Here is a 26051-nt window from a genome sequence, read left to right as displayed (position 1 = left end):
ATCATTGCCCTCCTGTCGCATACGTCATTACTTTTTCCTGTGTCGCCTCATCTTTCGTGAGCGTCCCGGTCACCACACCTTCTCGCATGACGACAATCCGATCGCTCATCCCGAGTACTTCCGGTAAATCAGAAGAGACCATGATGATGGCGACGCCTGATTCCGCGAGATCGCTCATGATGTTGTAAATCTCTTTCTTGGCACCGACGTCGACGCCTCGGGTCGGCTCATCCAAAATCAAGACGTCTGGTTCGACACCTAACCATTTGCCGAGCACAATCTTCTGTTGATTCCCACCAGACAACGACTTCACTTTTTGTTCCATCGAATGATGTTTGACCCGCAATTTTTGTAAGTATGTCTCGGCGAACGTCTCCTCCTGTTGTTTCGAGATGACAGACCCTTTTGCTCGTTTATCGAGTGTCGGGAGCGACAGGTTTTCTCTTAGCGAGAAATCGAGGAGTAAGCCTTCCCCTTTTCGGTCCTCTGTCAAAAATGCGATGCCGTGCTTGATGGCGTCGGCCGGAGTTTTGATTCGAATCGGTTTCCCGTTCAGTTTGATGACTCCCCCTTTGTGGGTGTCTGCTCCGAATAAGGCACGCATCACCTCGGTTCGTCCCGCTCCCATCAATCCGGAAAACCCGACGATTTCTCCGGCACGGACGTTGAACGATACATTGTGGAACCGGTTACCGATTAAATCATCCACCTCGAGTACGACGTCCCCAAGTGTAGCGGTACGTGTCGGATAGCGTTCCCCAATCTCGCGACCGACCATATCGCGCACCGTTTCCTCAAATGAGGTGTCCTGAATCGTACGAGTCGAAATGGATTGTCCATCCCGAAGTACCGTGATTCGGTCGCATAAGTCAAAAATCTCTTCCATTCGGTGTGAGATATAGATGATGGACACGCCTTGATCTCGTAAGGCACGAGACACGGCGAAGAGCGCCTGGATTTCGCGATCCGTCAAGGCGGCTGTCGGTTCATCCATGACGATGACCTTCGCATCTGTCATGAGCGCCTTGGCAATCTCAATCATCTGTTGCTGACCGACCGATAAGTTGCGTGCCACTTCATCGACATCCATGAAAACGTTCAATTCAGCCAAGTATTCTCGAGCACGTCTTGTCATCTCCTGCTGTTTGACCATCCCGAACGGTCCTGTCAGCTCTCGACCCAAAAATAAGTTTTCTGTCACCGTCATCTCCGGTAAGATATTGAGCTCCTGATGGATGAAGGCGATGCCTTCTTGCTCCGCTTCTTTTGGGTGCTTGAATTGACGTTTCGCGCCGTCGATGAGAATCTCACCTTCATCCTGCGCATGCAGACCGGTCATCACCTTCATCAATGTCGACTTTCCGGCCCCGTTCTCGCCCATAAGCGCATGAATTTCTCCAGGCAACAGTTCGAAATCGACTCCTTTTAAGACGGAGACTGGTCCGAACGACTTATGGATGCCTTTCAACTGAATATGCATCGAATCCCCCCTTAAAAAATGACCCCGGCGTGTAAGATGACGTTGGCGTAAGGTGTCGCTTCTCCAGTTCGAATGACCACTTTCGCTTTTGCGACCTCTCGTTTGAAGTCTTCATGTGAACACATGTCGATGCTCGCGTATCGTTCTTTCAGTGAATCCGCAATCGTCGGATTATGTGTGAGGATTTCCTCGGCAATTGTGATGCGCTCGACGACCAAATCCGATTCGACGACATCGAGCACCTCAAGAAAGGAAGGGTCGCCGATGCGGAGACTGAGGTCGACCCGCTTGACCCCGTCTGGAATCGGTAACCCGCAATCGGCGATGACGACGCGATCCGTATGCCCGAGGTCGGCAAAGACCTTTGCTAGATGACTATTCAAAATTCCTTGTTTTTTCATCACACGCGCTCCAATCGTTGTTGTACGTCTTGCCGTGTCGGCATACCACCTTGTGCCCCAAAGCCTTCGACGCTCATGCCGGATGCGACCACGGCAAACCGTACGGCCGTCTCCAAATCATCTTGTTCGATGAGGGAGACAGCGAGCGCACCGTTGAACGTGTCACCAGCTCCTGTTGTGTCGACGACGTTTGCTCGGATGGCTGGCACATGCCGCACGTCTCGTCCGTCGTGGAATCGAACACCATGGACGCCTTCCGTGACGAGTAACTTGTTCGGATAGCGTTTGAGAACATCATCTACGGATATTCCGTTGAATAAGTCACGGCACTCATGTTCGTTCGGCGTCAAGTATGTGACGTTTTCAATCACTTCTGGTGGAAGCGGCTGAGAAGGTGCCGGATTGAGCAGCACTGGGATTCCTTTCGCTTTACAGTAAGAGGTCACTTGCTTTACCGTCTCGATTGGAATTTCGAGTTGGAGGAGCACGAATGCCTGCTCGTCAAGAAGGTGTTCGAGTTCCTCATCCGTGAAAACGACTCGTTTGTTCGCCGATTGGACGACGACGATCGAATTATCTTCCTCAGCCAATACGATATGGGCCGTACCCGTCACTTCATCCCGTATGATTTGAACATGTGTGACATCGACATCGTGTCGTTTGAAGTTTTCAACCACCTGTTGTCCGAACGGATCACTTCCCACGCAACCGACCATCTGTACAGTGCCGCCTAACTTGGAAGCAGCGACTGCCTGGTTCGCACCTTTCCCCCCTGGAACGGTACGGAACGATTCACCGATAACCGTTTCTCCAGCTTGTGGACGTTTGTCGGACGTGACGACAAGGTCCATCGATATACTGCCAATGACAACAATGCGTTTCATTCTTTATCTCTCCTTCCGCTTTGTCGTGTGTCGTTCAAGTAACGTGACCGGTAACAGCATTTCTCTCGGTCGTGTGTCTTTCTTCTCAATCAAATCGAGCAATCGCTCGGTCGCGAGTCGTCCCATCTCATAGATTGGCTGGACGATGGTCGTCAGCGGCGGAGACGTCATCTCGCCTAATTCGATTCCGTCATATCCGATGACCTGTAGCTCTTCTGGGACACGAATGTCTCGACGGACTGCTTCCTGTAATACGGCGGCTGCAATCACATCGTTCGCTGCAAAGATGCCATCGAACGGCCACGCATGATCGAACAGTTCTTGAGACGCTTTCAAGGCGTCTTTGAACGTGAACGTGGACTCGGTCATTCCGACGAGCTTCTCTCCCGCTACTTCGACAAATCCTTCAGTTCGACGTTTGACCGTCTTGAGATGATCCGGTCCGGCAATGTGTGCCAGTCGTGTCGCACCATGTTGTAACAGCGTGTCGGCCGCCAACTTTCCACCCTCATATCCATCTGATACAACGGCGTCGATCCCCGCTTTTACGATTCGGTCTAGTGCGACCATCGGTAAATCCAACGTCTCGTAATTCGGATTGTGCGAATGATTTGTGGTGATAATCAGGCCATCGACGTGCATCGTTTGCAAGGCGACTAAATACGTCTGTTCTTTTTCAAGTTGTTCGTCTGTATTGCACAAGACGACTTGATACCCATGTTGATTGGCGACATCCTCAATCGCCCGAGCCAGCTGTGGAAAGAACGGGTTCGTGATATCAGGCATGATGAGTCCAATCAAATTCGACGATTTTTTATAGAGCGAACGTGCGACTCGGTTGGGCGCGTAATTCAGTTCCGCAATCGCCTTTTCGACTGCTTCTTTCGCCTCTTCGCTCACATATCCGCTTTTATTCATGACGCGTGATACGGTCGCCACTGAGACGTTCGCATGTTTTGCTACTTGTTTGATGGTCGCCATTTGACATCCTCCGTTCTGGAAACGCTTACAAAAACATCTTAATGTGTAACCGGTTACATATCAAGGGATTTTTATGATTTCATGAAAAAACACATTGAAATCATGCTTCAATGTGTAGAGGACGTCGGATTTAATTGGACATGGACGAGGTTTTCTACCGTTCGTCCGTCGAGTCGGGTCAATTCTTGTGTTTTCGTGAACGCATAAGTGAACCCACACTTCTCAACGACGCGTCGCGATTGGTCATTGAAGCTGAAGTATCCGCACCAAATCCGTTCTAGTCCTAACGCTTCAAATCCGAATCGAATCATCGCCTGAACGGCTTCTGGCACGTAACCATTTCCCCAAAAATCTGGACTGAGCACATAACCAATCTCACGCTGTGCATCATGTTGAATCGACGGGTCTGGTCTTCGGTCGTGTAATCCGATGCTACCGATCACTTGCCCGGTCTCTTTCAAGACGATAGCCCATACATCTGCTTCCTCGATAAACAGTTGAATGACGTCCCTTGTTTCTTCAATCGATTCATGAGGTGCCCAACCGGCCATCGGTCCGACTCGCTCATCTTTTGCATAATGATACATATCCTCTGCATCCTCTAATGTAAATGCTCTTAAGACCAACCGTTCTGTCTCCATCTTGATCATATCAACCCATCCTTTTCCTTCAAGTTGTTTCCTCGACCGACCTAATGGGAAACGTTAGGCGAGGAGGAATGAACATGCCATTTGACTATGATTTAAATTTTGATGAAATCGACTTCCGAAAACAACCCGAACTGTACCGGGTCGGTCGTGGCGAACAAGGTGTGCTACTTGTCGAACCGTATAAAAGTGAAATTTTGCCTCATTGGCGATTCAAGACGCCCGAGATTGCGAAGCAATCTGCCGAAGAAATCATGGAATTGTTTGAAGCGTATCGTGCGAACGACGATTTCGTCGGGATGGACATGTCCCGAAAGTTCATCCAAATGGGTTACACACGAGCCCGACGCTATGCCAATTATAAAGGCGGTCGTAAATATAAAGAAGATGGTGACATCCATGAGCGCGAAATCGACGAAGAGAAGGCAGAGTCTGCCCGCATCTTCAAAACGTATTGGGATCAACTTCGTGCCGATGAGGATTATTTGCGACGTAAAAAGGCACATCAGAAAAAATATGGTTAATCGCGTACCATCACTTGAAACGGAATCTCATTTCGCTCGAACGATGTGATAGTACGAAATCCAACCGTTTCGTATAGATGAATCGCTCGTTCGTTGAAGGAGGCGACAGTCAAGCGAAGCGGTTTTCTCCGTTCCATCGCTCTCTCCATGACGTATGTCACAAACGATTTTCCATATCCTTGCCCCGTCAAATCAGGTCGCATCCCCAATCCGATGTCTGTGAAATCTGACGAATATGGATATGTCGAATTGGGCACTTGAGCCGGGGAACCGATGCAATAAAATCCAATCAGCTCATGCTCCTCTACAATCGCCTGATACGTCATCAACTCGGCGACTCCCTCTTCAGAAGGCGGTTGATTATAAAAGTCATAAGGAGCTCCGTACGTCCATTCTTGAATTTGACCTGCCCATTCACGCGTCATCGGTCGGTGATGCATTCGTCTTCCCTCCGTACTCTTTTCTCGATTTCTATGTAAAAAAGATGAGGTTGCCCTCATCCTAATTTTCGAGTCCATTCTGCCGTCATAGCTACGTCTGCTGCATGCATGAGATTATGAATTGGACAACGTGCCTCGACAGCCTTCCTTAATGCTTCGATTCGCTCATCCGATTCGGTCGTATCCAATACGATTTTCATATGTGTCGACTCAAAGTAAGTTCGGACACCTTCCATCCCTTGGAATCCTCGAGGATCGAGCGTCCCTTCTGTTACAAACTCGACCCCTTCATACTCAAAGTTCAAATCCTGGGCGGCATAGGCAATCATGATGGTCGTACAGGACGACTGGGCACCGAGAAGATACTCGAGTGGATTCGGTCCCTTGTTCGTCCCACCGAGTCGTTCTGGCTCATCCACGATAAATGGGGTGTGATCGCCTACACGCACAGTCGTCTTAACGCCTCCGGCTTCTCCTTCGGCGCGCATCGTTACTAATGGTCTTTCTGACATGTTGCATCCTCCTCTCCATAATCAAACACTACTATTTTCCCTTTATTTCGGACCATGTAACGCCTCGTCATAGATGGCGTAATCATTTTTTCCATCTTGCTTGATCTGATACATCGCTTGATCCGCTTTATGGATCAACGTGTCTAAATTTGTTCCTTGGTCGGGAGCATGACTGACCCCAATACTCGCACGGATTGGAATCGTCACATCGGACGTGTGGTAAGGGTTTTGATTTAACGTCATCTGAAGTTCGTGAATAAATGCAAGCACTTCCGATTCTGTTAAATCCACTAAATAAATATAAAACTCATCCCCGCCAACACGAGAGGCCAAGCCAACGTCTCGTGTCGACGCTTCCAGCAATCCACCCAAATGAGTTAAGAAATAATCTCCAATCTGGTGACCGTACGTATCATTGACTGCTTTAAAACCGTCCAAATCAATAATCAATAAAGACAGCATCGAGGAACTAAGCAACGCCTGGTCTGCGCGTTCATAAAATGCACGTCGGTTCGCCAACTTCGTCAGTGGGTCATGATAGGCAAAGAATCGGATTGTTTGCTCGGCCTCTTTAAACGAGTGGACATCCCGAATGATAATCATCCCGTGAATCGTGCGGTCGATATCGACAAAATCCCCATCAATGACAACGTAAAGCTCTTGCCCAGATTTCGTCATAATCTTCGTTTCGAATTCTATAAACTTTTTACGTGTCCGAACATGTTGGTGATAGTGTTCCACCCATTCTGCTTTTTTCTTTTCTGGCAACAAATCGATAAACCGTTCATTCACGACACGGACAGTGTGAAATAGCGTGCGTGCGGCCGGATTCGTACTTTCCACCCTCCCATCCGGGTCAATCAACAAGATGGCGGATGGATTTAAATTATAAAGTGTTCCATATCGTTTTACATAAGAGGTTAAGAAGTCTAAACGATTCATTGCAACTACCAATGCTACCGCCCAAACAAGCCCCCCATACATGTATGAATAGGGTGGGATCAACCCACGAAATTGAAAGTAGCCGAATACAATATCCCATATTAGTACGGCATTTGCAGTCCAAAAAAGCATGCGCAATACGCGTTGGTGTTCTCTTCGTTCCGCACGCTTCAATGCATAAAAAATGAGACCAATAATCAAGATGTGAAAAATGTTTCCGACGGTCAACGTAGTTAAATACGATGAGTTGAACTCAGGATAAATCCAAATGCCTACTTGTTCAAACTGTTGACTGTTGATGATATTCTCCTGACGGACATACGTCAACACAACAGGAATCAATGGTAAATAGACGACCCATGGATACAACCACTTCGGTGCCTTTGCGCCGACGCCTGTGATACTTAATATGAAATGAACAGAGAAGATAAAAATGAAAATCCCAGCGTTCCCAAACCAATAGGCAATGAGTGCCGGACTGTATTCAATCGGCGATAGATGGCGGACAAATTCAGCCAAGAAGAGCATCGAATAACCGAACACAAACAGGCTCAGCAAACGATGCTCGACTTTATTCGGATTTCGTTGAAAGACATCGAGTGCTAAAAAGCCGAGTAAAAATGACGGCAACAAATAGACCGCCAGATAAATGAACATCTCGGTCATGCGGAACCTCCTCACCTGTTCGTATTCTTCTATTTCGTTATCCTGCGTTCTTTTCCCTCTTTAACGCGACAAAAAACGGGATGGTTTTCTCATCCCGTTTTTGATGTCACACACTTATAGCGTTTCTTCGATTGGGGTATCCCCTTTGATCAAATCAATTGCTTTGTTCTGCATGTTTGAATGGTTATGAAGGACATGCACCAAGAATGATGCGACGTCTTCGCGTGGAATCTCTCCACTTCCCTCGAATTTCGTGTTCACTTTGCCCGTTCCCGCATCATCTGTCAATGCACCCGGACGAACAATCGTGTACGTGAGTCCACTCTGTTCGAGTAAACGATCTGCATGATGCTTCGCTACGTAGTACGGCTTCATCGAATCTGGCCAAGCTGAGCGATCCTCCGCTTTCAAGGCACTGACCATGACGAAGTGTTTGATGTTCCCGTTCGCTTGTGCTGCTTCGATACTCTTCGCTGCACCGTCTAGGTCGATCAAGAGTGTCTTGTCTGCTCCAGTACTTCCACCAGAACCTGCCGCGAATACGATAACATCCATTCCATCAATCGCTTTTTGCAAATCATCTACTGAACCTTCGAGGTCACCGAGTACCGCATTGTACCCTTTTGACTTAAAATCCTCGAGTTGTTCTTCTTTACGCACCATCGCCGTGACGTGATGCTTTCCTTCCTTGTGTAACTTCTCCACCAATTGATGGCCAATTTGACCGTTTGCACCGATTACAAATACGTTCATCTGTCTTCCTCCTCAAAAATGAATTCAGAGACAAGCGAAACGCCGGGTAGCCGTTGCTACATCCGGTGCAGAAGCAATGGCAGAAATGACGGCAACGCCGTCTGCCCCGTCACGAATGATTGAAGGCACATGCTCTGGACGAATACCTCCGATCCCCACAATCGGAAGCAGTGGATAGTGATGGCGAACTTGTTGAATCAGTTCCGTGCCACGCACATGTCCTGCATCCAGTTTACTTTGCGTCTCATGAATCGGACCAATGCCGACATAATCTGCAAATGGAAGAGCCGTTCTGACTTCCTCCATCGTATGGACAGACACCCCCAACCATTTATCTGGTCCTAGCCGTTCTCGAACCTGTTTGGCAGGTAAGTCGTCTTGTCCGACGTGAATGCCATCCGCGTCAATCGCGAGCGCCAAGTCGACGTCGTCATTGATGATGAACGGAACACCCATTTCTCGACACAGACGGTGGAGCGTCCTTGCCATTGCTTCTTTTTCATCTCCATACAATGAATCTTTACCTTTTTCGCGAAATTGAAAACATGTCACACCACATCGAAGAGCCGTTTTGACGGTCGCTACCAAATCAGATGTGTCCGTCGTTCCACACACAAAGTAAAGGCGAAGCTGCTTAGCGAGCGCTTGTTTCGTACATGACGTCAACGGTAATCACCTCTTCTTTCGCTAAACGATGTCCCCAATGATTCGTCGGTCCATGCCCCTGTCCAAGCGATAGTCCATGTGCAATCGCCTGATGAATAAACTGCTTCGCATCTACGACGGCTTGGCGTAGTGTCTTCCCATACGCTAGTTCGGCCGTCAATGCGGCAGAAAACGTACATCCCGTCCCGTGCGTATCTTTCGTTTGGATTCGAGGTGCTTTTACACAGAACGTTTCAGTCTCGCTCATAATCAAATCAACGGCTTCCACATCATCCGTATGCCCACCTTTGATAATGACGGTATCGACACCAAGTGCTCGAATCGCCTGTGCGGCTTTCATACGGTCTGCCTCGGTTCGAATTTCCATTCCTGCCAGCACTTCTGCTTCAGGAATATTTGGGGTCACGATGGTCGCCTGTGGTAGCAGCTTCGTGCGCAGTGCTTCGACTGCACTAACTTGCAACAAGGAAGCGCCACCTTTCGCCACCATGACCGGATCGACTACTACATGTTCGAAACGATATCGTTCGAGCCCCTTCGCTACCGCTTCAATTCGTTCAGCGTCCACCAACATCCCGGTTTTACAGGCGGTGATGTTAAAATCATCCGCTACCGCATCAATTTGTCGGATAATCATTTCCGTGGAAATCGCCTCGATTCCATGGACCCCAAGTGTGTTTTGAGCGGTAATCGCAGTCAACACACTCGTCCCGAACACACCGAGCTCTTGAAACGTTTTAAGATCGGCTTGAATACCGGCCCCTCCTCCTGAGTCAGATCCTGCAATCGTCAATACTTGCGGTCTCATGATGTCGACACCTCAATTCGATTCGTCGGAATGGTATGCTGTGCCAATTGATGGAGCGCATTTAAAAAGTGAATCGGGAAGTCTCCCGGTCCTTCCGCCCGTTCACTCGCCAACTCACCGCAATAGGCGTAGCCTGACATGGCGGTCACCGTCGCTTTAAGGGTGTTCTTTTCGACTGCTAAGCAAGCCCCTACCACTGCACTAAGTAAACATCCTGTACCGGTCGTCTCGGTCATGCGTTTCGTCCCGCCATGTATTTCCATAACGACGTTCCCGTCGCTTACCATATCTTCTTTTCCAGTCACGGCCACGACACATCCGTATCGTCTCGCTGCTTCAAGCGCCAATTGTCGAGGCTCGCATGCACCGTCACCAGCATCGACACCACGAGCCGCCCAATCGACGCCAATCAATGTCGCAATCTCTCCTGCATTCCCTCGAATGACCGATACACGAACATGACGCAAAATGCGTTCGACCACATCTCGTCGAAATGACGTCGCTCCGACACCGACCGGGTCGAGTATAATCGGGCATCCCGCTTCGTTCGCAGCCTGACCTGCGCGAATCATCGTCGCTTCCGTCATCGTTCCAAGTGTACCGATGTTAAGTACGAGCGCATCGCTCACGAATGTCATCTCCGCTACTTCTTCGATTGCATCCGCCATGACAGGAGAGGCGCCGATGGCGAGCAATCCATTCGCCGAAAAGTTCGCCACGACCGTGTTCGTGATATTGTGAATCAATGGCGCCTGCTGTCGAATCTCATTCCAAATCTCATGTCTCATTGGTTGACCTCCTGCGACAATGACCACGACTCAAGCGTCCAAGCCATTTCCCAAAAAGCGACTTCGTAATAGCAACTCTTCAAGAATAGTTTCGTATAGCGCACGCGCTCTTCTTCTGTCGCTTGACCAGCCAGTTCATCCAACCGATCAATTTGCTCTTCCACCAGCTCACGGAACCACTCCGAACCATACGTCGCAATCCAAGCCGAATAAATCGGATGATCAGGACGCTTGTCTTTAAGACGTTCTCCAATCTCGTAATACACCCAATAACACGGAAGGATTGACGCCAATACGTCCCCGAGAGTCGGTCCTGCCTGTTGCATATGAAGGGCATATGCATAAGCGGTCGGTGCTGGCTCAAATGTCGCCAATTCGACATCCGTCACGTTGAGCATCGTAAAGAACTCTCGATGAAGGGAGAGTTCCGCCTCAATCGTGTGTAGCGCATGCGTCAAAAAGCGGCTCGATAGTTCCATCGTCGGAGCGAGGGTTGCCCCTTTGGCCTGCACTTTTGAAAACTGATTCAAATAGTATGAGTCTTGCATGACGTAATGTCTGAATTTCTTCTCATCGAGCGTCCCTTCTCCGAGTGAACAAACAAATGGGTGATGAAAGCTTGCCTCAAACAATCCATCCGCCTCTTGACGTAAGTGATCTGTAAATTTCATAATAACTCCCCCTTATAAACTGATAAAAAAGACGCCGCCTCCCATAACGGAAGCGGCGTCTCGAACAGTCATATCTAGGTAAAAGCCATATGAGTCGTATCGCCCACTTCCCTACGCTAGCGTGAACTAGATCAGGTTCGAAGGGTCTGGACCATGTCCATCTCAGCCGCGTGACGCGACTCCCCTAGTGGCAAACATTATGAAATTCAGTCGTCTTCGACCACATTCTATCAATCTTTTCATCAATTGCAAACCTTTTCCGATTCTGTTTTTCATTCATTGCTTAGGGAATGGATAAATGAACTCATTTACATGAAAAGGATGTGTCCGGATTGAATACGATTTTATTAACCATTGCGTTACTCTTCATCAGTTTGAACGTGTTTTGGTTTTTCAAACGTAAAACGTACAAGCAAACAGGATTTGATGGGAGATTGTTCGCTCAGTTGTTCGTTAGCCTACTTGGTGTCATGTTAGGATTCACATTGATTTATTATGCTTTGTCTCGTGATTCAGTCATTCTTGTGACTTCACTCGAATCCATGAATGCCGTTGAACCGACTTGGGAAAACCTCCTGTATTTCAGCGGGGTCACTTTATTATCAATCGGATTTGGTGATTTGTTGCCGATTGGTTTGACCCGATTATTCGCCATCATCGAAGGCGCCATCGGTATTTTGTTACCGAGTGCCTTCTTCATCAAATCGATGTATCGAAAAGACAAGTGAACATGTCCTAGCGCCCCGTGATGAGTAAGAACATATTAAATGCGACGAGACCAAGGGGAAGCATCGCAACCAAAATGATTGGCCATTTCTTTAAACGAATGCCGACAAAGAGGACAAGACTTCCGACTAGAAGAGCAATAAATGTCGTATATGGGTTCATGAAAAAACGCTCCTTTCTCTATAAGGAGCGTTTCCCGGCTCTCGGCCTCATTAATCGTTCGAATGTCGAAGTGTAGCACATGCGGCACGGACGCGTCTGGCTTCTTCTTCCCGGAAGACGAAATCACCTTGTTCCGCGACACGCTGCGCGCAAAAGAAGAAGAGTGATTGCAGGCGGTCATGTGTGTCTTCAATGGCACTCAACTCAGCTGAAGCGTATGTTGCCGTGAGCATCTCCCATAACTCTTCCGGCAAGTGGTCGCGGATTCCGTCACCGGACTTCCCAAGATTCACGGAGAATTCCGTCGCATAGCCAATGTTCCACTCCATCATCTGACGGAGCATATTCCGCATGATATCGAGGTGGTCGAGCGCGTATAACACCTGGTGTCGCTTGATTCCTTTGACAACATAAAGTGACACCCACCAAAACTCATTCCAACATGCCGCATACTCGTCAGCAGACGGACGTTTCACACGATACGACATGTCTGACGGCGTGACGACCGGATGATGATCTCGGTCAAAGATTATTTGACTGAGCGAGTCGGCTTCGAGCATGGTTTCAAGTTGATCCACACTTCGAATCGTCAAATCAATCCGATGTCCGTCCACATATTGCACTAAAAACGTTATATGTCGTTCGGAATCAGTCGTTTCAGGTGTCTGCATGATCAAGACCTCTCCAAACGTGTCAATCCATGAGCGATCGGCCGCAACCGCTCGGACGTCTTCCACATAAAAGGCAAGGTCGACATCCTGGTACGGGTCTGGTCGGATGTTCGGATTGACGAGTGAGCCGTTCAAGACGACCGTTCGAATGTGTTCACGTTCTTTTGCGAACGCAGTCAATTGCTCAATGATTTGTTCTGGTTTCATTCTACAATCGCCCCCAATGAGCGCGCGACTTGAATCGCCTGCATCGCGTCTAGTTTTGTTTGTTGTAACGTCACGTTCGAAAAATCAACCCCGTCGACGAGTGCTCCTTTGAAGTCGGCACCACGGCACACCGCATGTTGAAGTGTCGCCCGTGACAAGTCCGCCTGATGCCAGACCGTCTCGGTCAAGTCCGTTCCATACAGGTCCGCCTCGACCAAACGAACGTGGGACCAATCCATCTTCTTGAGCGACACGTGACGAAGGTTGACGAATGACCAATCCCCTTCCGTTACCCGGACGCCTTCAAACTGACTCTCCTCAAAGGAAGATCCCGTCATTTTACATTGCTCAAACTCACTCGTGAACAAATTGGCACCATGGAATTGACAGTTTAAAAATGAACTCCCGACATGACGGGACGCATTCCATTTTGAATCCGTGAAGTCGCAGTTGATGAACTGACAGCGTTCCGTCTGTAGTTCCGTCGCATCGACGTATGTGAAGCGACAGTTCTCGAACGTGACGTGTGACAACACTTCGTCACGGAGTGTCACGTCACGAAAATCTTCATCTCGATATTGCGTATGTGGTTGAAACATATGATCCCTCCTTCAGGTATACTAGAACAGATTACAATGATTGGAAGTGATATAGATGGATCTCGTATTTCCTACTGAACACGGCGTTTTCAATTACCGCGTTGCTGGTATTTTTGTGAAAGACGGTCACTTATTGATTCACCGAAACATCCGAGATGACTTTTGGGCATTACCCGGGGGGCGCGTCACGCTCGGTGAAGAAGCCGCAACCGCCCTCGCACGCGAACTACATGAAGAGTTGAACATGCACGTGACTGATACCACGTTCGCTTTCGTGCATGAGAACTTATTTACGTACAACAATCAGCCGTTTCATGAGATTGGACTGTACTTTTATGTAGACGGTGACCTCCCGCTCCAAGACGGAGACTTTTATGGACCTGAAGGAGATCACCTGATTTATCGTTGGATAAAGCTTGACCGTCTACAAGACGTCACGCTTTATCCGGAAATACTCGCTCAACTCCCGAACCGTTTGCCAACTCATTCACTCAATCCAGCTTGAACGTAGAGTAGCGATTTCAACTCGTTTAAATGTCGAATCTCATACGTTGACTCGATCGTCGCGGCCACTTCGTTTGGATTGAACCAGCAAGTATCCAAACCATACATCCGCCCACCGGCGATGTCTGCCGTGACTGAGTCGCCGATGATTAAGCCCTTCTCTGGCTCTACATTCGGGATTCGGTCGAAGACGTAGTCAAAGAACGGTTTCATCGGTTTTTGCGAGCCGGTCGCATCCGATACGAAGATGTCTTGGAAGTACGGCAATAGTCCCGATGACTCTAGCCGTTTGAATTGCGTCTCTGTCACACCGTTTGTGACGATATAGAGTGGATAGTGCGCGCTCAGCGTTTGGACAATCTCTAACGCGCCTTCAATCATGTGTACGCCTGCATGTAAGTAGTCCCGATACTGCTGTTCGACCTGCGGACCGTCCACCGTGAGTCCGAGCGAATCAAACAGTTTCGTGTGACGACCGATGAGTACTTCTTCACGATCCACTTCGCCGCGCTCAAATGCGCGCCATAGGCCGCTATTAATGTCGACATACCGCGACTTCACCTCATCTGTCATCCGCACGTTGAAGGATGCAAGTAACTGTTCCAAGGCGACATGTTCACTTTGTTTAAAGTCTAGTAGTGTGTCATCAATATCAAATAAAATCGCTTCATAACGTTTCATATCTCTTTCTAACCCCTCTCTTCGTCTTAACTGTACAGGAAGTAGAATCGAACATCAAAAAAGGGAAATATCATGCATCCCACTCTCAATGTCTATTAGATGACTCGTTTGATTTTTGACCACCATGATTAATCAGAATCACGAGTGTCCCAATCAATATCACGACCGACCACATATGAACAATCCCCATTAGATTTAACGGCTTGAAGAAGTATCCCCAATCGTTCTCAAACAAGTAGGCAAAATAAACCGACACACCATATGATCCAAGCAAAGAAGCTAATACAAAGCGTATTCGTAAATGTCTCAAAGATTGCTTCGTTACCCACCAAATGATCATCGGTACAATTAAATATCCAAATGGAAAACCCCAAACATAATCCATTGCCGCCACAAAAAACGCCCAAGGCACGAAGAGGAATAAACTCACACAGAAAGTTTTCATCGTCTGCTCCTAAATTTGTTGAATTTATTTGATTCAAGTTTACCAAATCCAAAACATTGACATGTTTATTTTTCTAAAACAAGTGAATACTTCTTATGGTGAAGAAAAAATAAAGGAGTGTTCAAATATGCATACAGATTTTACGAACATGTACATCAATGGTGAGTGGGTAAATGGCTCAAGCGAGAAGTCGATTGACAACGTTAATCCATTCTCGAACGAGACTCTCTTCTCGATTCAATCAGCGGATGAAGAGGACTTGAATCGTGCTTATGAAGCAGCAAAAGCGTCTCAGACAGACTGGGCCGACATGCTTCCACAAGCACGCCGTGAATTGATTGAGAAGTTTGCCCAGCTGACGATGGACAACAAAGACTTTATCGTCGATTGGCTCGTGAAAGAGTCCGGTAGTACACGCATCAAAGCAGAGAGTGAGTTCGCCGCATCAATGGCCATCATCAAAGAAGCCGCGACATTCCCTTTCCGTATGGATGGGCTCATCAAACCATCGATTGTGCCGAATAAAGAGAACCGGGTATATCGCAAACCACTTGGGGTCATCGGCATCATCAGCCCATGGAACTTCCCATTCCACTTGGCTGTCCGTTCAATCGTGACAGCTCTTGCAACCGGAAATACGGTCGTCGTCAAACCGGCCACTGCGACACCGGTCACGGGTGGTCTCCTATTCGCATCCCTCTTCGAAGAAGCAGGACTTCCAAAAGGTGTGCTCAACGTTGTCGTCGGACGAGGGTCTGAAATCGGGGACGCCATCGTCGAACACCCAATCCCGCGCCTCATCTCGTTCACAGGTTCGACCGAGGTCGGTCAAGGGATTGCAGAAAAGGCAGGTCGTTTGTTGAAGAAAACAGCACTTGAACTCGGTGGGAATAACGTGTTTGTCGTTCTCGATGATGCCGACCTCGACCGTGCCGTCGAATCAGCCGTCTACAGCAAGTTCTTCCACCAAGGACAAATCTGTATGTCGACGAACCGAATCCTCGTCGCCGAATCGATTCATGACGAGTTCGTGAATCGTTATGTCGAGCGCGTTAAACAGTTGAAAGCAGGTAACCCGAATGAAAAAGATACGCAAGTCGGCCCGCTCATCGACCACGATCAAGTCGATCGCATCTTAGACCAAATCGAGAAAACGGTTGATGCCGGTGCGACCGTTCATACTGGCGGGACAGCGGACGGCAACGTCCTCGAACCGACCGTCCTCAGTGGCGTCACGAATGACATGCCGCTCGCGAAAAACGAAATATTCGGTCCTGTCGCGGTCATCCTTTCGTTTAAAGATGACGAAGAGGCTGTCCGTCTTTCGAACGAATTACCGTACGGATTGAGCGGTGCCGTCCATGGCTCGGTTTACCGTGCAACCAATTTTGCACGAAAAGTCGAAACTGGCATGATTCACGTCAACGATCAGTCGGTCAACGATGAACCGCACATGCCGTTCGGAGGCGAGAAAAACTCTGGCCTCGGACGCTTCAACGGTGAATGGGTACTCGAAGAGTTCACGACGCTTCAATGGGTGTCCGTCATGCATGAACGTCGCGAGTACAAACCGTTCTTCTCGTAATACAAAAAGTGTTTCGGCAACTCGCCGAAACACTTTTTTAGATTTTCTTCACGAACTCCGACTTCAGTTTCATCGCACCAAGTCCCTCGATTTTACAGTCGATGTCATGGTCACCTTCCACGAGTCGAATCCCCTTCACTTTCGTTCCTTGTTTGACGACAAGCGAGGTCCCTTTCACTTTTAAATCCTTAATCACGGTGACGGTATCTCCGTCTTGAAGCGGATTTCCGTTCGCATCTTTGATTTGTGACGCCGCTTCCGCTTCTGCCGCCTCACGCGGTGACCATTCATATGCACATTCCGGGCATACGAGCAACGGACCATCCTCGTACACATAAGATGATTGGCATTTAGGGCAATTCGGGTACTCAGTCATTCCATTTCCTCCATTCGATTCACTCGTTCCAGTATATCGTATGGTGGCTCAGTCTTTCTAGACCGTTCACTCTTCCGTAGGCGATGCAGGACCTTCTAAATCAAGTTGATAAAACGATAAATCGAGCCATTTGCCGAATTTATATCCGGCATTTCGAATCGTACCGGAATGAACGAATCCAACTTTTTCATGCGCACGGATACTCGTCACGTTCGATGCGTCGATTCCACCAATCACCGTTTTCACTCCTCTCACTTCGGCGATACGGATGATTTCTTTTAACAGTTTGTTACCAATGCCTTTCCCGCGGTAACCGGGATGCACGTAGACTGAATGCTCGACCGTATAATGGTACGCTGGCCACGGACGGAATGGCCCGAACGTCGCAAACCCCATGACGACGTCATCCTCGACCCATACGATGATTGGACAATCTTGTTCTTTCTTCTCCTCATACCATGCCACTCGATTCTCGAGTGTCACCGGTTGATAGTGATAGACGGCCGTACTGTTTACAATCGCATCATTGTAAATATGTAAAATCATTTGAAGATCATCTCGTCGACAATTGCGAATCATCCCCATACCACCTTTTCGTTTTTTTCATTATACGAATCCCCTCTTCAAAAGACACGAAAAAAGTGACCGGTCCCATCAACCGGTCACTCAAATCATGCGGCTAAGCGGTCACACATCGAGGCGCATTCAGTACAAACTCTTGCGCATTCTTGGCAATGTGCGTGCTTATGTTTCCCGCACTCCTGTGCGCATGCTTTACAGATGACCGCACACGCTCGCGCGAGTTCAGGAACGAATGCCGAGTCACGCGTCATCGCCTCGGCAAGAAACGCACAGGCAGCGGCACATTCGCGGTCGAGTCGGATACAATCGACCATCATCTGAACATCTTTTTCTTCTAAACAAGATTCCAGGCAGTAGTTGCACGTTTCTACACATTCGTGGAGCATTTCAAGTTCGTTCGCATAAATCCGGTGAGCCATACATCATTCCCCTTTCGCTTCCTCAACTTTAGACACATTACTCCTGTTCCCTAATAAGCGAAAGAAAAACGACCCGGTTCAAGAATCCGGGTCGTTCACGAACTTACGATACAAGTAAGCGATTCGATTCAGCAGTGACTCATCATATTGTTTCGGCATGAAACGATAGCGATACAATCGATACATCCGCTTCAAGTCTTCCCACTGATGATCGATTTGTTGCCCTTGTCTGAAACGTGCCAAATCAATCAAGAAAATCTGCCCGTTCGGTGTCAAAATGATATTACGCAAGTGAACATCCGATGGCGTTAGTCCTAATAATCGTGCTTGTCGAAGCGCTTCATCCACTACCTCGATATAAGAAGGGTCAATCCAGACACCTTCCGTCAGACACTCAAATAGCGTCTTTCCTTCGATGTAATCCATCACAATATATGACGCACCGGACTCATAGCACTTCGGAAAGTAAGGGAGTCCCTTAAGTTTTTCATAGATCGCTGCCTCTTCGGTTGCGATTTGTTCATAGCCTGGAAAAAACACTTTAATGACACGATTCTTTTCCTTTAAACGAAACACGGCCGCACTTCGTCCAATCCCATGTAAACGAAGATCTGGGTGCATCGAGGCTACCTGAAACGAGTCACCCACCTGTTCGAAGGTGACGTCCGCATATTGTTCATAGTCACTCATCTGTCACGCCTCTTTCCTATTTCTCTTCCCTCTCATCATAGCTCATTCAAGCTCATTTGACGCCAAAATTGCTTGAGTAGGTGACAAGTGACGCCCATTCTCGTAAGACGTATAATGAAGAGCGACTGATAACCAAGGAGGAGTTATTATGCAACGTATCGCTTTGACAGAAGAACTATCATTCTCACGCATCGTCCATGGGATGTGGCGGCTCGCTGATTGGGACATGACCCCACAGGAACGCCTCACATTCATCGAACAATGTCTCGAGCTTGGCATCACGACATTCGACCATGCAGACATTTATGGCGGTTACACATGTGAAGGTTTATTTGGAGAAGCCTTAAAGTTAAAGCCTGAACTCCGAGACCAAATGGAGATCGTCACAAAGACAGGAATTAAATTGACGGGGTCATTTAACCCAGGTCAAACACTCAATTATTACGATACGACAAAAGAGCATATCATTGCGCAAGCAGAGCGTTCGTTAAAAGAGTTGGCAATTGACCACATTGATACATTACTCATCCACCGTCCAGATCCGCTGATGAATCCGGATGAAGTGGCCGAAGCCTTCATCATCTTGCGCGATAGTGGTAAAGTACGTGAGTTCGGTGTATCTAATCATGTTCCGGCTACACAGAACTTGCTTCAATCTCGCCTTCCATTCCAACTTGTGACGAATCAACTCGAACTCTCTCCGATGCAATTGAAACACTTTGAGGACGGATCGGTCGATTTGTGTCACGAAAAACGAATGCCACTTATGGCTTGGAGCCCACTAGCCGGGGGACAGCTCTTCAAAGATGAACAGTATGCACCCCTTCGTGAAAAACTCGAGGAAATTCGTGCTCGTCACAATGCAAGCGGAATTGACTCGATTGTGTATGCATGGCTCGTCAAACACCCTGCGAATATCATGCCAATCATCGGATCTGGAAAAATCGAGCGCGTTCAGACGGGAGTCGACGCTCTTCAAATTGATCTCACTCGTGAAGAATGGTTCGAAATTTTGAAGGCGGCACGCGGTCGAGATGTTGATTGAAGGAAACTTCATCAAATAAATCCCACTGAATTATAAAGTGATAATTTAGAAGAATAATCGACTTTTTTCAATGTCTCATAATATCAACGTTTTTTCGTCAAAAATCGACATACGAAAAAAGTTAAAAAGTTAAAATAAGTCATAAATGGTTTTATCCCCCGTCCAGTTCAAGTTGGACGGTTTTTTTGATTTTTTTTCGAAATAACAAATTAATTTTCCTAAGACTAAAGTCACAAAAAATTGGTGCTAGAATGGTGAAAGTGATTCATCGAAGGAGAGTACCGATGTGAAAAAGTACCTGATTTTCAGTACCCTCGTCATCCTGTTTTTCTTATTCGGATGCGAGGAAGAACGCGCACTCCGACTCCAACCCGCTCCTGAATATTATCAAGGACGTGCCCTGTTACCAAACGGACAACAAATTGAAATGCCCGAATCGGATCGTGCAGCGATTATCGAGTTATGTCAGCCTGACAACGCGATTCAAAGAATTCCAAGTGGTGAAAGACATTGGCTCGGGACGGTCACATTGAACCAACCGTTGACTAATGCCGCCACCGAATCTTCTTTTCCAACCGCAACTTTTTTCACTGTCGAAGATAAATCATATGTCCAATGTCAACTCGATTCCGTCACATATGCCACCGAAATTAACACGCTTCCTGAAAGTTTAAACGATGTTCAATATACGGCTGAACCTTATCCGGATGTTCCGAAATTCCGATTTGCTGAGCCCCATGAATATGAGCATTTCGCACAAGAGATGAAAAAGCCGATAGGTAATGAGCCCTATCCAGAAAGAAAAGGGATCGAGCATACACTTTTCCATATCACGATGCCTTTCAGTGGTGAATTTGAACTGACCTTTACATCGTCCGAAGCCAAAGACCGCCTCGTCATTCCTGTCGAATCAACAAGGCATCCCTATTTGTCACTCGGGCTCGGGACAGAAAAGTCTGATGAGGTGTTACAATACGCGATTTATACGAGCCGAGATCAAAATGACTATCAAGAAGTATTGCGACCGAAAGAAGCGCATATTTCACAAATGTTCGGAGCCAAAACAGCTCCGCAACTCCCTTCGGTTCTTGTACCGGGTCATGAGTATCCACTCTACAGTTTTACGTTCATGAAAAACGGAACGGCCCATCGTCAGAACGTCTCCTTGACGTATCATGAACCCAAGTTGTTGTATGGAAAAGAATTGAGTGAACAAATTCACGACAAATTAAGTAGTCAACGTCATGTCATTTTTCATGACTTGGCACTCCTTGGAACGGAATCAAAAGATGCCTCCTTCCTACAACATGTCGGTCAAGATGAAATGGAATTTATTTTTGGCGCCATCAAACGAGCTAACGCGACCGCCTATGCAGGCAAGACCGCTTCCACACCTTATGTGACCCTATTTCAAGGGATATGCGCCCAAACGTTTGATGTTAGCTATGATGGTGCAGATGTGTACGTGACCAATTCAGAGACAGGCGCCCATTTTAAGCTACTACGTGAGGATGCCATCAAGTGGTATAACCTGTTTGAACAAAACACTTAATCTGACAGATGCGAATGCGTCTGTCTTTTTGCATATTCATGAAGCAAATATAGTACGATGAGACATATTTTTTGGGAAGATAGGAAGAGAAAGGAGTGAATCTTTGTGGCAAATCCATTTATACGTGACGTGAACCATCATTGGCGCGTCTCCTATCGACAAAACGGGTATCCCCATGTGCAACAGGGCTGGGTGTTACCTCCAGAACAAAAAGAGGAGTTCGATCCATTTATTCTGATGGCAGAAGACTGGTTCAAGCGTGGGACCTTTTCGGACCATCCCCATCGTGGGTTCCAAACCATCACGTATGTCATCGATGGTCGTCTAGAACATATTGATAATCATGGAGGACATTCGATTTTGGACGCCGGTGATGTTCAGTATATGAATGCCGGATGGGCCGCTCGACACGCCGAAGAAGCGGTCGACGATGATTTGATTCATACGCTTCAGCTTTGGTTGAATTTGCCGAAGTCGTTAAAAACGACAACGACCTCCTATCAAAACGTATACGTCGAGGACGCCCCTGTCGTTCCTTTCGACGGGGGGCAACTTCGTGTCTATTCCGGCGAAATCGCGGGTGTAAAGGGACCGATGGACAGTCTCGTCCCCATCACGATGACAGAAATAACGCTGAAGGAAGACAGTGAATACGAACACATCTTGCCTGCGAATCATAACAGTTTTTTGTATGTACTCGCTGGTTCAATTGAAGTTGGATCTTCCAAAATCCCGCTCAGTAAAACCGATGTGGCGACACTGACGTTCGATGAAACATCTGAAGCGATGAGCACACTTCAACTGAAGGCCACGACGCGTACACGGGTGCTCATCTATTCCGGAAAACCGATTCGCGAAGACTATATTGCACATGGTCCATTCGTGATGAACACGGAAGAAGAGATCCGCCAAGCCTTCCGCGACTATCATAGTGGTGTGTTCGGTCCCCCAGCCGTCAAATAAATAAAGGGAGTCTCTCGATTAGAGAGCTCCCTTTTCTGATTATGATCAATCTGGTTGCAATACCGTCTGCTGTGTTGGAACATGACCGATCGGGACAGTCCGTTCGACGAGAACGTAACGCTTGCCCTCCACTTCAAACTTGCGGTCGCCAAGGTAGTGAGCGCTCTTTCCATCTTCGTATAGTTTCGACAAGATAGCAGGTACGTACTCCTCTAGTTTTGTATAGTGCTCATCGAGGGTCATGACGATATTGCCACCCTTATATCCGAGCCAGTAACTATAAAAGAACCAACCTAACGATAGTACTCCGAGAATTCCTAATCCAATTGTGAGTAATTCCATCATGTTATTCCTCCAATTTTTTCATAACAATCTGACGTTTTGGGGTGAACCCAATTTCGCCATAAAACGAGGCGGCATCCGTATTGCTCATCCAGTAATCTAGTTCAATCGATTTGAATTGGTGGTCAAGCGCCCATTGCTCCATCCATTCCATCACACGTCGACCGTAACCGTTCCGTCGATACATGGGGTCGATACTGATGTGATGAACATACACCACGCGAACAGCTTGACGAAATGCGTTTGCTTCACCCACTTTCTCTTCGAACCATATGTAACCGATTGGAGTTGCTTCAAGCTGCATCACCATATAGTGATGGCCGGGTCTTCCAATCAGTGTCGAAAAGGCTTCGTATATCTTCTCTTCCTCATACTCCGCAAAAAAAGCCGGATTCATATGGACGTGATGCTCATGGATGGAACGATTCAACCGTGCGATGAGACGGGCATCAATCGTAGGGATAAATGTGATCTCCATCATCAGGTATAGTTTGAATGGTTTCGATCTTCGTTTACACCGTGCGGTTTTTCAGTTCCGCGCAACGTATGCTCACTCGAAGCCTCCGTTCCTTTCCCATTTAGGCGACGTTGAAGCGGACGGGCCGAAAAGTAACCAATCAAGAGCGAACTAGGTAAGACGAGAAAAAATGTACCGAGCAATGTCAACATGTACCCTTTGTCCGAGTCTCCGGCAATCGCGCGGAGGACAAAGAACAGACCGACGAAAACAAGTGCGGCCAAAGCATATTCCACACATTTCCCGAGAAATCGTTTCACACGACATCTCCCCCTTCAAGGTTTGATGTATTATACGACCATTTCCATAAAAAGGTTTCACACGTCTTGATTTTCTTTATACCACTTCGTCGCCAACCGTTCCGTCTCGATGACCCAGTCATGCTTTCCTTGAATGTATCCTTCCATGTCTTCTGGGTGCTGTGCCGCAAGTTGAAGCTTCAGCTCACCATACGCATCGCGAACGTCAGGATAAGCTCGCAAGTAATCCCGAAAGGCAAGGTGTCTTATGACATCCGGATTCCCTTCTTCAAACACATGCACGTGAACCGTCCGTTCTTCTTCTCCTTTACGGAAATAGCGACGCTTCGGAATCCCATATTCACCAAGTCCACGGTACCCGAGTGCCTCCATCCGCTCCGTGTAGTCATCGACTCGTTCGATGTCCCGTACGACCGGCATCATGTCGATGATTGGTTTTGCAGCCAATCCTTCGACCGATGTACTTCCAATATGATGGATCGCGACAAGCTCCTCTTCGAATAACCGACTCAATTTACCAGCCTCTTCTTCAAACTTTTGATTCCATTCTGGATTGTATTTCACTACTTCGACTTTTCTCATGATTCGTTCCTCCTTTTTTAAAAGAACTCTTTATTCTCATCATACCCTTTCTAAACATCGCTCGACATGAGGGATTCCACTTCAAATGGTTTGTACACAAATAAAATGGGAAACCTTATATTAATGACTTGAGAACTGGAGAGTGAATGGATATGTTGACTGAAGAACAAATCGAAACGTTTAAAAAACGATTATTGAAAGAAAAAGCAAAAACCGAAGGATACATGGATAATCGGGAAGAGACATATGATGAAGGAGAGCTCTCTCATTACGACAACCACCCTGCCGACTCGGGCGAAGAGCTCTTTTTACGAGAGCGAGACCAAGCCCTTAATGAGCTCGATGAAGAGTTCTTGAGTGACGTCGATAAGGCGCTATTAGCCATTCAGAATGGGACATATGGACAATGTGAGGTGTGTGGGAAAGACATTGAACTAGACCGTCTGGAAGTCATTCCAGAAGCCACCCTTTGCATCGAACACGCCCGGGCACAAGAAGAGGAAGAACACGCGCATGAAGTCGATCGACCGGTTGAAGAAGACGTGTTGAACCCTAATGAGACAGCTCGACGCAAAGAGTTAGACGGAACGGATCAACCTGGTCAAAAAACGGACGCCTTCTCCCAAGTAGAAGACTACGGAAGCTCAGATACGATTGCCGACAGCGAAGGCAACCACGATCCGACGCGCGAACAGTAAAAGATGCCCTGACCTCATTCGAGAGGCTCAGGGCATCTGTCTGCTTAAAACGTGGCTTTTACCGGAGAAGCACCACCGAGGCGCTCCGCCAGTTTCATCGGGTCGACGGCATTCCCAGCTGAACTAGCCGAGAAATTGTAGTCCCCTTTATAAATCTCAAAGTGTAAGTGCGGACCTGACGAGTTGCCCGTGTTTCCGATTTGACCGATCGGTTCGCCTTGGCGTACTGACTGACCTGTCTTGACATCCACTTTGTGCAAGTGTGCATACACGGTCGTCCATTTTTGACCGTCTACGTTGTGTTCGATTTGTATGTGGTTTCCATAAGGTCCACTGGAGCTGACTTTTGTCACTTTTCCAGCTTCCGCGGCGTATACAGGTGTACCTGTTTTGGCAGCAATATCGAGACCATTATGGAATGTGTATCCGAACTGTCCACTCGCCGAACCGAACCCTTGAGAGAGGCGACCTTCCGCCGGCATTAAAAACCGATCGGGTGCCATCGCTTCATACCGTTTCTTTAAATCACTCAACTGATTCGTTTGTTTCTTATATTGTTTCGACTTTTCGTCATATGACGCTTTCACGTCTTGACGTGTCGCTTCAATTTGCTCTTGTTCTTCTTTCAGTTGCTCCAATGCTTCATTTGCTTGGTTTTTCTTTTCAACAAGCTCTTGATGTGCTTCTTCCGCTTCAGCGGCTTCCGCTTTCGCACTCGGCAACACCGAAGAAACGACTTTTGCGAAGAGCGACTGTTCTGCAGGAATGAGTGACTCCTCCACTTCTTCTAATTCTTTAGAAGTTCCTTCAATTTTATCTCGCAATGCCTCCGCCTTATGGTCGACTTGCTTCAACTTCGTTTGAATGGCGTGAATGGATTGTTTCGTATCTTTAACCTGCTGCTCCGTTTGTTGCAATGACTTTTCCGTTTGAACGAGGTCTTGCGGGGACATGTTGTCGGCAGATGCGATTTGTCCTTGGAATAAGAGAACACCAACACCCGCTGTCATGATGAGTTGTTTCCACATATATATAATAAACCCTCCAAATTAATACATTCATGAGCTTCAAAAAAGCTACATGTGCGAATATACCACTGGGGGTTAAAAAATTCAATATATGAAGTTTTTCATTTTCATGTCATACATGACAGCATGATGTGATATTTTCAAGTGTCACTTCACAAGGATTTCACTAGCGTTTTTTTGTATAGTATCCCACCCAGACGATACCACCGATGGAAAGGAGTGTTACACTCACACTAACTACTAGTATACCTCGC

General features: G+C 47.5%; 35 protein-coding genes and 1 riboswitch. Of the genes, 8 read left to right on the top strand and 27 right to left on the bottom strand.

The features are described 5' to 3' along the window. Window position 1: 1 nt before the first annotated feature. The 5 genes from KNO72_RS09930 to KNO72_RS09910 all read right to left on the bottom strand — a co-directional run bounded on the left by KNO72_RS09930 (window position 2) and on the right by KNO72_RS09910 (window position 4396). Window positions 2–1480, bottom strand: coding sequence for a sugar ABC transporter ATP-binding protein (locus KNO72_RS09930; RefSeq protein WP_078147799.1), 1479 nt, complete (start codon window positions 1478–1480; stop codon window positions 2–4). A gap of 11 nt (window positions 1481–1491) precedes the next feature. Then, a complete protein-coding gene (gene rbsD, locus KNO72_RS09925) occupies window positions 1492–1881 on the bottom strand; it encodes a D-ribose pyranase (protein ID WP_078147800.1) in 390 nt (129 codons plus the stop codon). Beyond that, the gene (gene rbsK, locus KNO72_RS09920; RefSeq protein WP_078147801.1) at window positions 1881–2765 is read right to left on the bottom strand and encodes a ribokinase; all 885 of its coding nucleotides are present in this window, start codon (window positions 2763–2765) and stop codon (window positions 1881–1883) included. Before rbsK ends, rbsD begins: the two co-directional genes overlap by 1 nt. Window positions 2766–2768: 3 nt before the next feature. Further along, the gene (locus tag KNO72_RS09915; RefSeq protein WP_214685244.1) at window positions 2769–3746 is read right to left on the bottom strand and encodes a LacI family DNA-binding transcriptional regulator; all 978 of its coding nucleotides are present in this window, start codon (window positions 3744–3746) and stop codon (window positions 2769–2771) included. Window positions 3747–3853: 107 nt separating this feature from the next. Further along, the gene (locus KNO72_RS09910) at window positions 3854–4396 is read right to left on the bottom strand and encodes a GNAT family N-acetyltransferase (RefSeq protein WP_214730179.1); all 543 of its coding nucleotides are present in this window, start codon (window positions 4394–4396) and stop codon (window positions 3854–3856) included. A gap of 74 nt (window positions 4397–4470) precedes the next feature. Between KNO72_RS09910 and KNO72_RS09905 the strand changes: the two genes are divergently transcribed. Next, entirely contained in the window at window positions 4471–4917 is a 447-nt protein-coding gene (locus KNO72_RS09905) for a DUF4385 domain-containing protein (RefSeq protein ID WP_211782115.1), read from the top strand. Here the strand turns inward: KNO72_RS09905 and KNO72_RS09900 are convergent. The 8 genes from KNO72_RS09900 to tenA all read right to left on the bottom strand — a co-directional run bounded on the left by KNO72_RS09900 (window position 4914) and on the right by tenA (window position 11163). Next, window positions 4914–5357: a GNAT family N-acetyltransferase gene (locus KNO72_RS09900; RefSeq protein ID WP_214758042.1), complete on the bottom strand. Its 444-nt coding sequence runs from the start codon at window positions 5355–5357 to the stop codon at window positions 4914–4916. The two genes, KNO72_RS09905 and KNO72_RS09900, sit on opposite strands and share 4 nt — an antisense overlap. A gap of 56 nt (window positions 5358–5413) precedes the next feature. Next, window positions 5414–5869, bottom strand: a complete 456-nt coding sequence (locus KNO72_RS09895) for an OsmC family protein (protein WP_078147806.1) — start codon at window positions 5867–5869, stop codon at window positions 5414–5416. A gap of 42 nt (window positions 5870–5911) precedes the next feature. Next, complete coding sequence (locus KNO72_RS09890) at window positions 5912–7477, bottom strand: GGDEF domain-containing protein (protein WP_214687665.1); 1566 nt, start codon at window positions 7475–7477, stop codon at window positions 5912–5914. Between the two features lie 114 nt (window positions 7478–7591). Continuing rightward, window positions 7592–8230 (bottom strand): SDR family oxidoreductase, encoded by a 639-nt coding sequence (locus KNO72_RS09885; protein ID WP_214758040.1) that lies wholly within the window; start codon window positions 8228–8230, stop codon window positions 7592–7594. A gap of 24 nt (window positions 8231–8254) precedes the next feature. Next, window positions 8255–8896, bottom strand: coding sequence for a thiamine phosphate synthase (thiE, locus tag KNO72_RS09880; RefSeq protein WP_214758038.1), 642 nt, complete (start codon window positions 8894–8896; stop codon window positions 8255–8257). Then, window positions 8865–9704 carry a bifunctional hydroxymethylpyrimidine kinase/phosphomethylpyrimidine kinase gene (thiD, locus tag KNO72_RS09875; RefSeq protein ID WP_214687667.1) on the bottom strand — a complete coding sequence of 280 codons (840 nt, stop codon included), beginning with the start codon at window positions 9702–9704 and terminating at the stop codon, window positions 8865–8867. Before thiD ends, thiE begins: the two co-directional genes overlap by 32 nt. After that, the gene (gene thiM, locus KNO72_RS09870) at window positions 9701–10492 is read right to left on the bottom strand and encodes a hydroxyethylthiazole kinase (RefSeq protein WP_078147811.1); all 792 of its coding nucleotides are present in this window, start codon (window positions 10490–10492) and stop codon (window positions 9701–9703) included. The genes thiD and thiM overlap by 4 nt, the downstream gene beginning before the upstream one ends. Next, a complete protein-coding gene (tenA, locus tag KNO72_RS09865; RefSeq protein WP_078147812.1) occupies window positions 10489–11163 on the bottom strand; it encodes a thiaminase II in 675 nt (224 codons plus the stop codon). The genes thiM and tenA overlap by 4 nt, the downstream gene beginning before the upstream one ends. Before the next feature lie 91 nt (window positions 11164–11254). Then, a riboswitch (TPP riboswitch) is annotated at window positions 11255–11359 on the bottom strand. 127 nt (window positions 11360–11486) lie between these two features. On the opposite strand from tenA, the gene KNO72_RS09860 reads away from it, so the two are divergent. Beyond that, on the top strand, window positions 11487–11891 hold the full coding sequence (locus KNO72_RS09860; protein WP_240499863.1) for an ion channel: 405 nt from the start codon (window positions 11487–11489) through the stop codon (window positions 11889–11891). 7 nt (window positions 11892–11898) lie between these two features. On the opposite strand, the gene KNO72_RS09855 is transcribed toward KNO72_RS09860, so the two are convergent. From KNO72_RS09855 to KNO72_RS09845, 3 genes are read right to left on the bottom strand one after another with little or no spacing between them, the layout of a single operon-like run. Then, window positions 11899–12051, bottom strand: coding sequence for a hypothetical protein (locus KNO72_RS09855; RefSeq protein WP_012727577.1), 153 nt, complete (start codon window positions 12049–12051; stop codon window positions 11899–11901). Window positions 12052–12101: 50 nt separating this feature from the next. After that, on the bottom strand, window positions 12102–12929 hold the full coding sequence (locus tag KNO72_RS09850; RefSeq protein WP_214758036.1) for an aminoglycoside 6-adenylyltransferase: 828 nt from the start codon (window positions 12927–12929) through the stop codon (window positions 12102–12104). Next, window positions 12926–13528: a pentapeptide repeat-containing protein gene (locus tag KNO72_RS09845; protein WP_214685240.1), complete on the bottom strand. Its 603-nt coding sequence runs from the start codon at window positions 13526–13528 to the stop codon at window positions 12926–12928. The genes KNO72_RS09850 and KNO72_RS09845 overlap by 4 nt, the downstream gene beginning before the upstream one ends. A gap of 55 nt (window positions 13529–13583) precedes the next feature. Between KNO72_RS09845 and KNO72_RS09840 the strand changes: the two genes are divergently transcribed. Next, window positions 13584–14033 (top strand): NUDIX hydrolase, encoded by a 450-nt coding sequence (locus KNO72_RS09840; protein WP_074035444.1) that lies wholly within the window; start codon window positions 13584–13586, stop codon window positions 14031–14033. Here KNO72_RS09840 and KNO72_RS09835 read toward each other — a convergent pair. Together KNO72_RS09835 and KNO72_RS09830 are read right to left on the bottom strand one after the other, a co-directional pair. Further along, complete coding sequence (locus KNO72_RS09835; RefSeq protein ID WP_214758034.1) at window positions 14012–14713, bottom strand: YjjG family noncanonical pyrimidine nucleotidase; 702 nt, start codon at window positions 14711–14713, stop codon at window positions 14012–14014. The genes KNO72_RS09840 and KNO72_RS09835 overlap by 22 nt on opposite strands. Window positions 14714–14798: 85 nt before the next feature. After that, window positions 14799–15158, bottom strand: coding sequence for a hypothetical protein (locus KNO72_RS09830; RefSeq protein WP_214758032.1), 360 nt, complete (start codon window positions 15156–15158; stop codon window positions 14799–14801). 127 nt (window positions 15159–15285) lie between these two features. Here KNO72_RS09830 and KNO72_RS09825 point away from each other — a divergent pair, with 127 nt between their 5' ends. Further along, window positions 15286–16743: an aldehyde dehydrogenase family protein gene (locus KNO72_RS09825; RefSeq protein WP_214758030.1), complete on the top strand. Its 1458-nt coding sequence runs from the start codon at window positions 15286–15288 to the stop codon at window positions 16741–16743. Window positions 16744–16780: 37 nt separating this feature from the next. Here the strand turns inward: KNO72_RS09825 and KNO72_RS09820 are convergent, their stop codons facing one another. From KNO72_RS09820 to KNO72_RS09805, 4 genes are all read right to left on the bottom strand, one after another. Then, on the bottom strand, window positions 16781–17119 hold the full coding sequence (locus KNO72_RS09820) for a zinc ribbon domain-containing protein YjdM (protein WP_078147819.1): 339 nt from the start codon (window positions 17117–17119) through the stop codon (window positions 16781–16783). Between the two features lie 66 nt (window positions 17120–17185). Beyond that, window positions 17186–17698, bottom strand: a complete 513-nt coding sequence (locus KNO72_RS09815) for a GNAT family N-acetyltransferase (protein ID WP_078147820.1) — start codon at window positions 17696–17698, stop codon at window positions 17186–17188. A 92-nt stretch (window positions 17699–17790) separates the two neighbouring features. Beyond that, window positions 17791–18120 (bottom strand): four-helix bundle copper-binding protein, encoded by a 330-nt coding sequence (locus tag KNO72_RS09810; RefSeq protein WP_012727586.1) that lies wholly within the window; start codon window positions 18118–18120, stop codon window positions 17791–17793. 78 nt (window positions 18121–18198) lie between these two features. After that, window positions 18199–18810: a protein kinase family protein gene (locus tag KNO72_RS09805; RefSeq protein WP_214758027.1), complete on the bottom strand. Its 612-nt coding sequence runs from the start codon at window positions 18808–18810 to the stop codon at window positions 18199–18201. Window positions 18811–18958: 148 nt separating this feature from the next. Here KNO72_RS09805 and KNO72_RS09800 point away from each other — a divergent pair, with 148 nt between their 5' ends. From KNO72_RS09800 to KNO72_RS09790, 3 genes are all read left to right on the top strand, one after another. Next, window positions 18959–19855 carry an aldo/keto reductase gene (locus KNO72_RS09800; RefSeq protein WP_214758025.1) on the top strand — a complete coding sequence of 299 codons (897 nt, stop codon included), beginning with the start codon at window positions 18959–18961 and terminating at the stop codon, window positions 19853–19855. A gap of 286 nt (window positions 19856–20141) precedes the next feature. Beyond that, a complete protein-coding gene (locus KNO72_RS09795) occupies window positions 20142–21407 on the top strand; it encodes a hypothetical protein (RefSeq protein ID WP_078147823.1) in 1266 nt (421 codons plus the stop codon). Between the two features lie 105 nt (window positions 21408–21512). Beyond that, window positions 21513–22370 (top strand): pirin family protein, encoded by an 858-nt coding sequence (locus KNO72_RS09790; RefSeq protein ID WP_214758023.1) that lies wholly within the window; start codon window positions 21513–21515, stop codon window positions 22368–22370. 45 nt (window positions 22371–22415) lie between these two features. Here KNO72_RS09790 and KNO72_RS09785 read toward each other — a convergent pair whose 3' ends face one another. From KNO72_RS09785 to KNO72_RS09770, 4 genes are read right to left on the bottom strand one after another with little or no spacing between them, the layout of a single operon-like run. Further along, window positions 22416–22712: a hypothetical protein gene (locus tag KNO72_RS09785; RefSeq protein ID WP_214758021.1), complete on the bottom strand. Its 297-nt coding sequence runs from the start codon at window positions 22710–22712 to the stop codon at window positions 22416–22418. 4 nt (window positions 22713–22716) lie between these two features. Next, window positions 22717–23190: a GNAT family N-acetyltransferase gene (locus KNO72_RS09780; RefSeq protein ID WP_214758019.1), complete on the bottom strand. Its 474-nt coding sequence runs from the start codon at window positions 23188–23190 to the stop codon at window positions 22717–22719. A 2-nt stretch (window positions 23191–23192) separates the two neighbouring features. Continuing rightward, window positions 23193–23489, bottom strand: a complete 297-nt coding sequence (locus KNO72_RS09775; RefSeq protein ID WP_214758017.1) for a hypothetical protein — start codon at window positions 23487–23489, stop codon at window positions 23193–23195. Between the two features lie 57 nt (window positions 23490–23546). Next, window positions 23547–24071 carry a GrpB family protein gene (locus tag KNO72_RS09770; RefSeq protein ID WP_214685232.1) on the bottom strand — a complete coding sequence of 175 codons (525 nt, stop codon included), beginning with the start codon at window positions 24069–24071 and terminating at the stop codon, window positions 23547–23549. Window positions 24072–24223: 152 nt separating this feature from the next. Here KNO72_RS09770 and KNO72_RS09765 point away from each other — a divergent pair, with 152 nt between their 5' ends. Further along, window positions 24224–24769, top strand: coding sequence for a TraR/DksA C4-type zinc finger protein (locus KNO72_RS09765; RefSeq protein WP_078147954.1), 546 nt, complete (start codon window positions 24224–24226; stop codon window positions 24767–24769). Window positions 24770–24813: 44 nt separating this feature from the next. On the opposite strand, the gene KNO72_RS09760 is transcribed toward KNO72_RS09765, so the two are convergent. Then, entirely contained in the window at window positions 24814–25797 is a 984-nt protein-coding gene (locus KNO72_RS09760) for a M23 family metallopeptidase (protein ID WP_078147828.1), read from the bottom strand. Window positions 25798–26051: the final 254 nt, after the last annotated feature.

Source organism: Exiguobacterium sp. s123 (genome assembly GCF_018617075.1).
Taxonomy (GTDB): Bacteria; Bacillota; Bacilli; order Exiguobacteriales; family Exiguobacteriaceae; genus Exiguobacterium; species Exiguobacterium profundum.
This window is presented reverse-complemented; position numbering and strand designations above follow the sequence as displayed.

Excerpts from the sequence above, each read along its gene's own strand:
- KNO72_RS09785 (WP_214758021.1), bottom strand. The coding sequence starts at position 22,712 with ATGGAATTACTCACAATTGGATTAGGAATTCTCGGAGTACTATCGTTA.
- KNO72_RS09890 (WP_214687665.1), bottom strand. The coding sequence starts at position 7,477 with ATGACCGAGATGTTCATTTATCTGGCGGTCTATTTGTTGCCGTCATTT.
- KNO72_RS09830 (WP_214758032.1), bottom strand. The coding sequence starts at position 15,158 with ATGAAAACTTTCTGTGTGAGTTTATTCCTCTTCGTGCCTTGGGCGTTT.
- KNO72_RS09910 (WP_214730179.1), bottom strand. The coding sequence starts at position 4,396 with ATGATCAAGATGGAGACAGAACGGTTGGTCTTAAGAGCATTTACATTA.
- thiD (WP_214687667.1), bottom strand. The coding sequence starts at position 9,704 with ATGAGACCGCAAGTATTGACGATTGCAGGATCTGACTCAGGAGGAGGG.
- KNO72_RS09825 (WP_214758030.1), top strand. The coding sequence starts at position 15,286 with ATGCATACAGATTTTACGAACATGTACATCAATGGTGAGTGGGTAAAT.
- KNO72_RS09820 (WP_078147819.1), bottom strand. The coding sequence starts at position 17,119 with ATGACTGAGTACCCGAATTGCCCTAAATGCCAATCATCTTATGTGTAC.
- KNO72_RS09770 (WP_214685232.1), bottom strand. The coding sequence starts at position 24,071 with ATGAGAAAAGTCGAAGTAGTGAAATACAATCCAGAATGGAATCAAAAG.
- KNO72_RS09800 (WP_214758025.1), top strand. The coding sequence starts at position 18,959 with ATGCAACGTATCGCTTTGACAGAAGAACTATCATTCTCACGCATCGTC.
- KNO72_RS09815 (WP_078147820.1), bottom strand. The coding sequence starts at position 17,698 with ATGATTCGCAATTGTCGACGAGATGATCTTCAAATGATTTTACATATT.
- KNO72_RS09855 (WP_012727577.1), bottom strand. The coding sequence starts at position 12,051 with ATGAACCCATATACGACATTTATTGCTCTTCTAGTCGGAAGTCTTGTC.
- KNO72_RS09840 (WP_074035444.1), top strand. The coding sequence starts at position 13,584 with ATGGATCTCGTATTTCCTACTGAACACGGCGTTTTCAATTACCGCGTT.
- KNO72_RS09780 (WP_214758019.1), bottom strand. The coding sequence starts at position 23,190 with ATGGAGATCACATTTATCCCTACGATTGATGCCCGTCTCATCGCACGG.
- KNO72_RS09930 (WP_078147799.1), bottom strand. The coding sequence starts at position 1,480 with ATGCATATTCAGTTGAAAGGCATCCATAAGTCGTTCGGACCAGTCTCC.
- KNO72_RS09765 (WP_078147954.1), top strand. The coding sequence starts at position 24,224 with ATGTTGACTGAAGAACAAATCGAAACGTTTAAAAAACGATTATTGAAA.
- KNO72_RS09900 (WP_214758042.1), bottom strand. The coding sequence starts at position 5,357 with ATGCATCACCGACCGATGACGCGTGAATGGGCAGGTCAAATTCAAGAA.
- tenA (WP_078147812.1), bottom strand. The coding sequence starts at position 11,163 with ATGAAATTTACAGATCACTTACGTCAAGAGGCGGATGGATTGTTTGAG.
- KNO72_RS09915 (WP_214685244.1), bottom strand. The coding sequence starts at position 3,746 with ATGGCGACCATCAAACAAGTAGCAAAACATGCGAACGTCTCAGTGGCG.
- KNO72_RS09805 (WP_214758027.1), bottom strand. The coding sequence starts at position 18,810 with ATGAGTGACTATGAACAATATGCGGACGTCACCTTCGAACAGGTGGGT.
- KNO72_RS09845 (WP_214685240.1), bottom strand. The coding sequence starts at position 13,528 with ATGTTTCAACCACATACGCAATATCGAGATGAAGATTTTCGTGACGTG.
- KNO72_RS09760 (WP_078147828.1), bottom strand. The coding sequence starts at position 25,797 with ATGTGGAAACAACTCATCATGACAGCGGGTGTTGGTGTTCTCTTATTC.
- KNO72_RS09835 (WP_214758034.1), bottom strand. The coding sequence starts at position 14,713 with ATGAAACGTTATGAAGCGATTTTATTTGATATTGATGACACACTACTA.
- rbsD (WP_078147800.1), bottom strand. The coding sequence starts at position 1,881 with ATGAAAAAACAAGGAATTTTGAATAGTCATCTAGCAAAGGTCTTTGCC.
- KNO72_RS09885 (WP_214758040.1), bottom strand. The coding sequence starts at position 8,230 with ATGAACGTATTTGTAATCGGTGCAAACGGTCAAATTGGCCATCAATTG.
- KNO72_RS09810 (WP_012727586.1), bottom strand. The coding sequence starts at position 18,120 with ATGGCTCACCGGATTTATGCGAACGAACTTGAAATGCTCCACGAATGT.
- thiM (WP_078147811.1), bottom strand. The coding sequence starts at position 10,492 with ATGAGACATGAGATTTGGAATGAGATTCGACAGCAGGCGCCATTGATT.
- KNO72_RS09905 (WP_211782115.1), top strand. The coding sequence starts at position 4,471 with ATGCCATTTGACTATGATTTAAATTTTGATGAAATCGACTTCCGAAAA.
- KNO72_RS09895 (WP_078147806.1), bottom strand. The coding sequence starts at position 5,869 with ATGTCAGAAAGACCATTAGTAACGATGCGCGCCGAAGGAGAAGCCGGA.
- KNO72_RS09850 (WP_214758036.1), bottom strand. The coding sequence starts at position 12,929 with ATGAAACCAGAACAAATCATTGAGCAATTGACTGCGTTCGCAAAAGAA.
- rbsK (WP_078147801.1), bottom strand. The coding sequence starts at position 2,765 with ATGAAACGCATTGTTGTCATTGGCAGTATATCGATGGACCTTGTCGTC.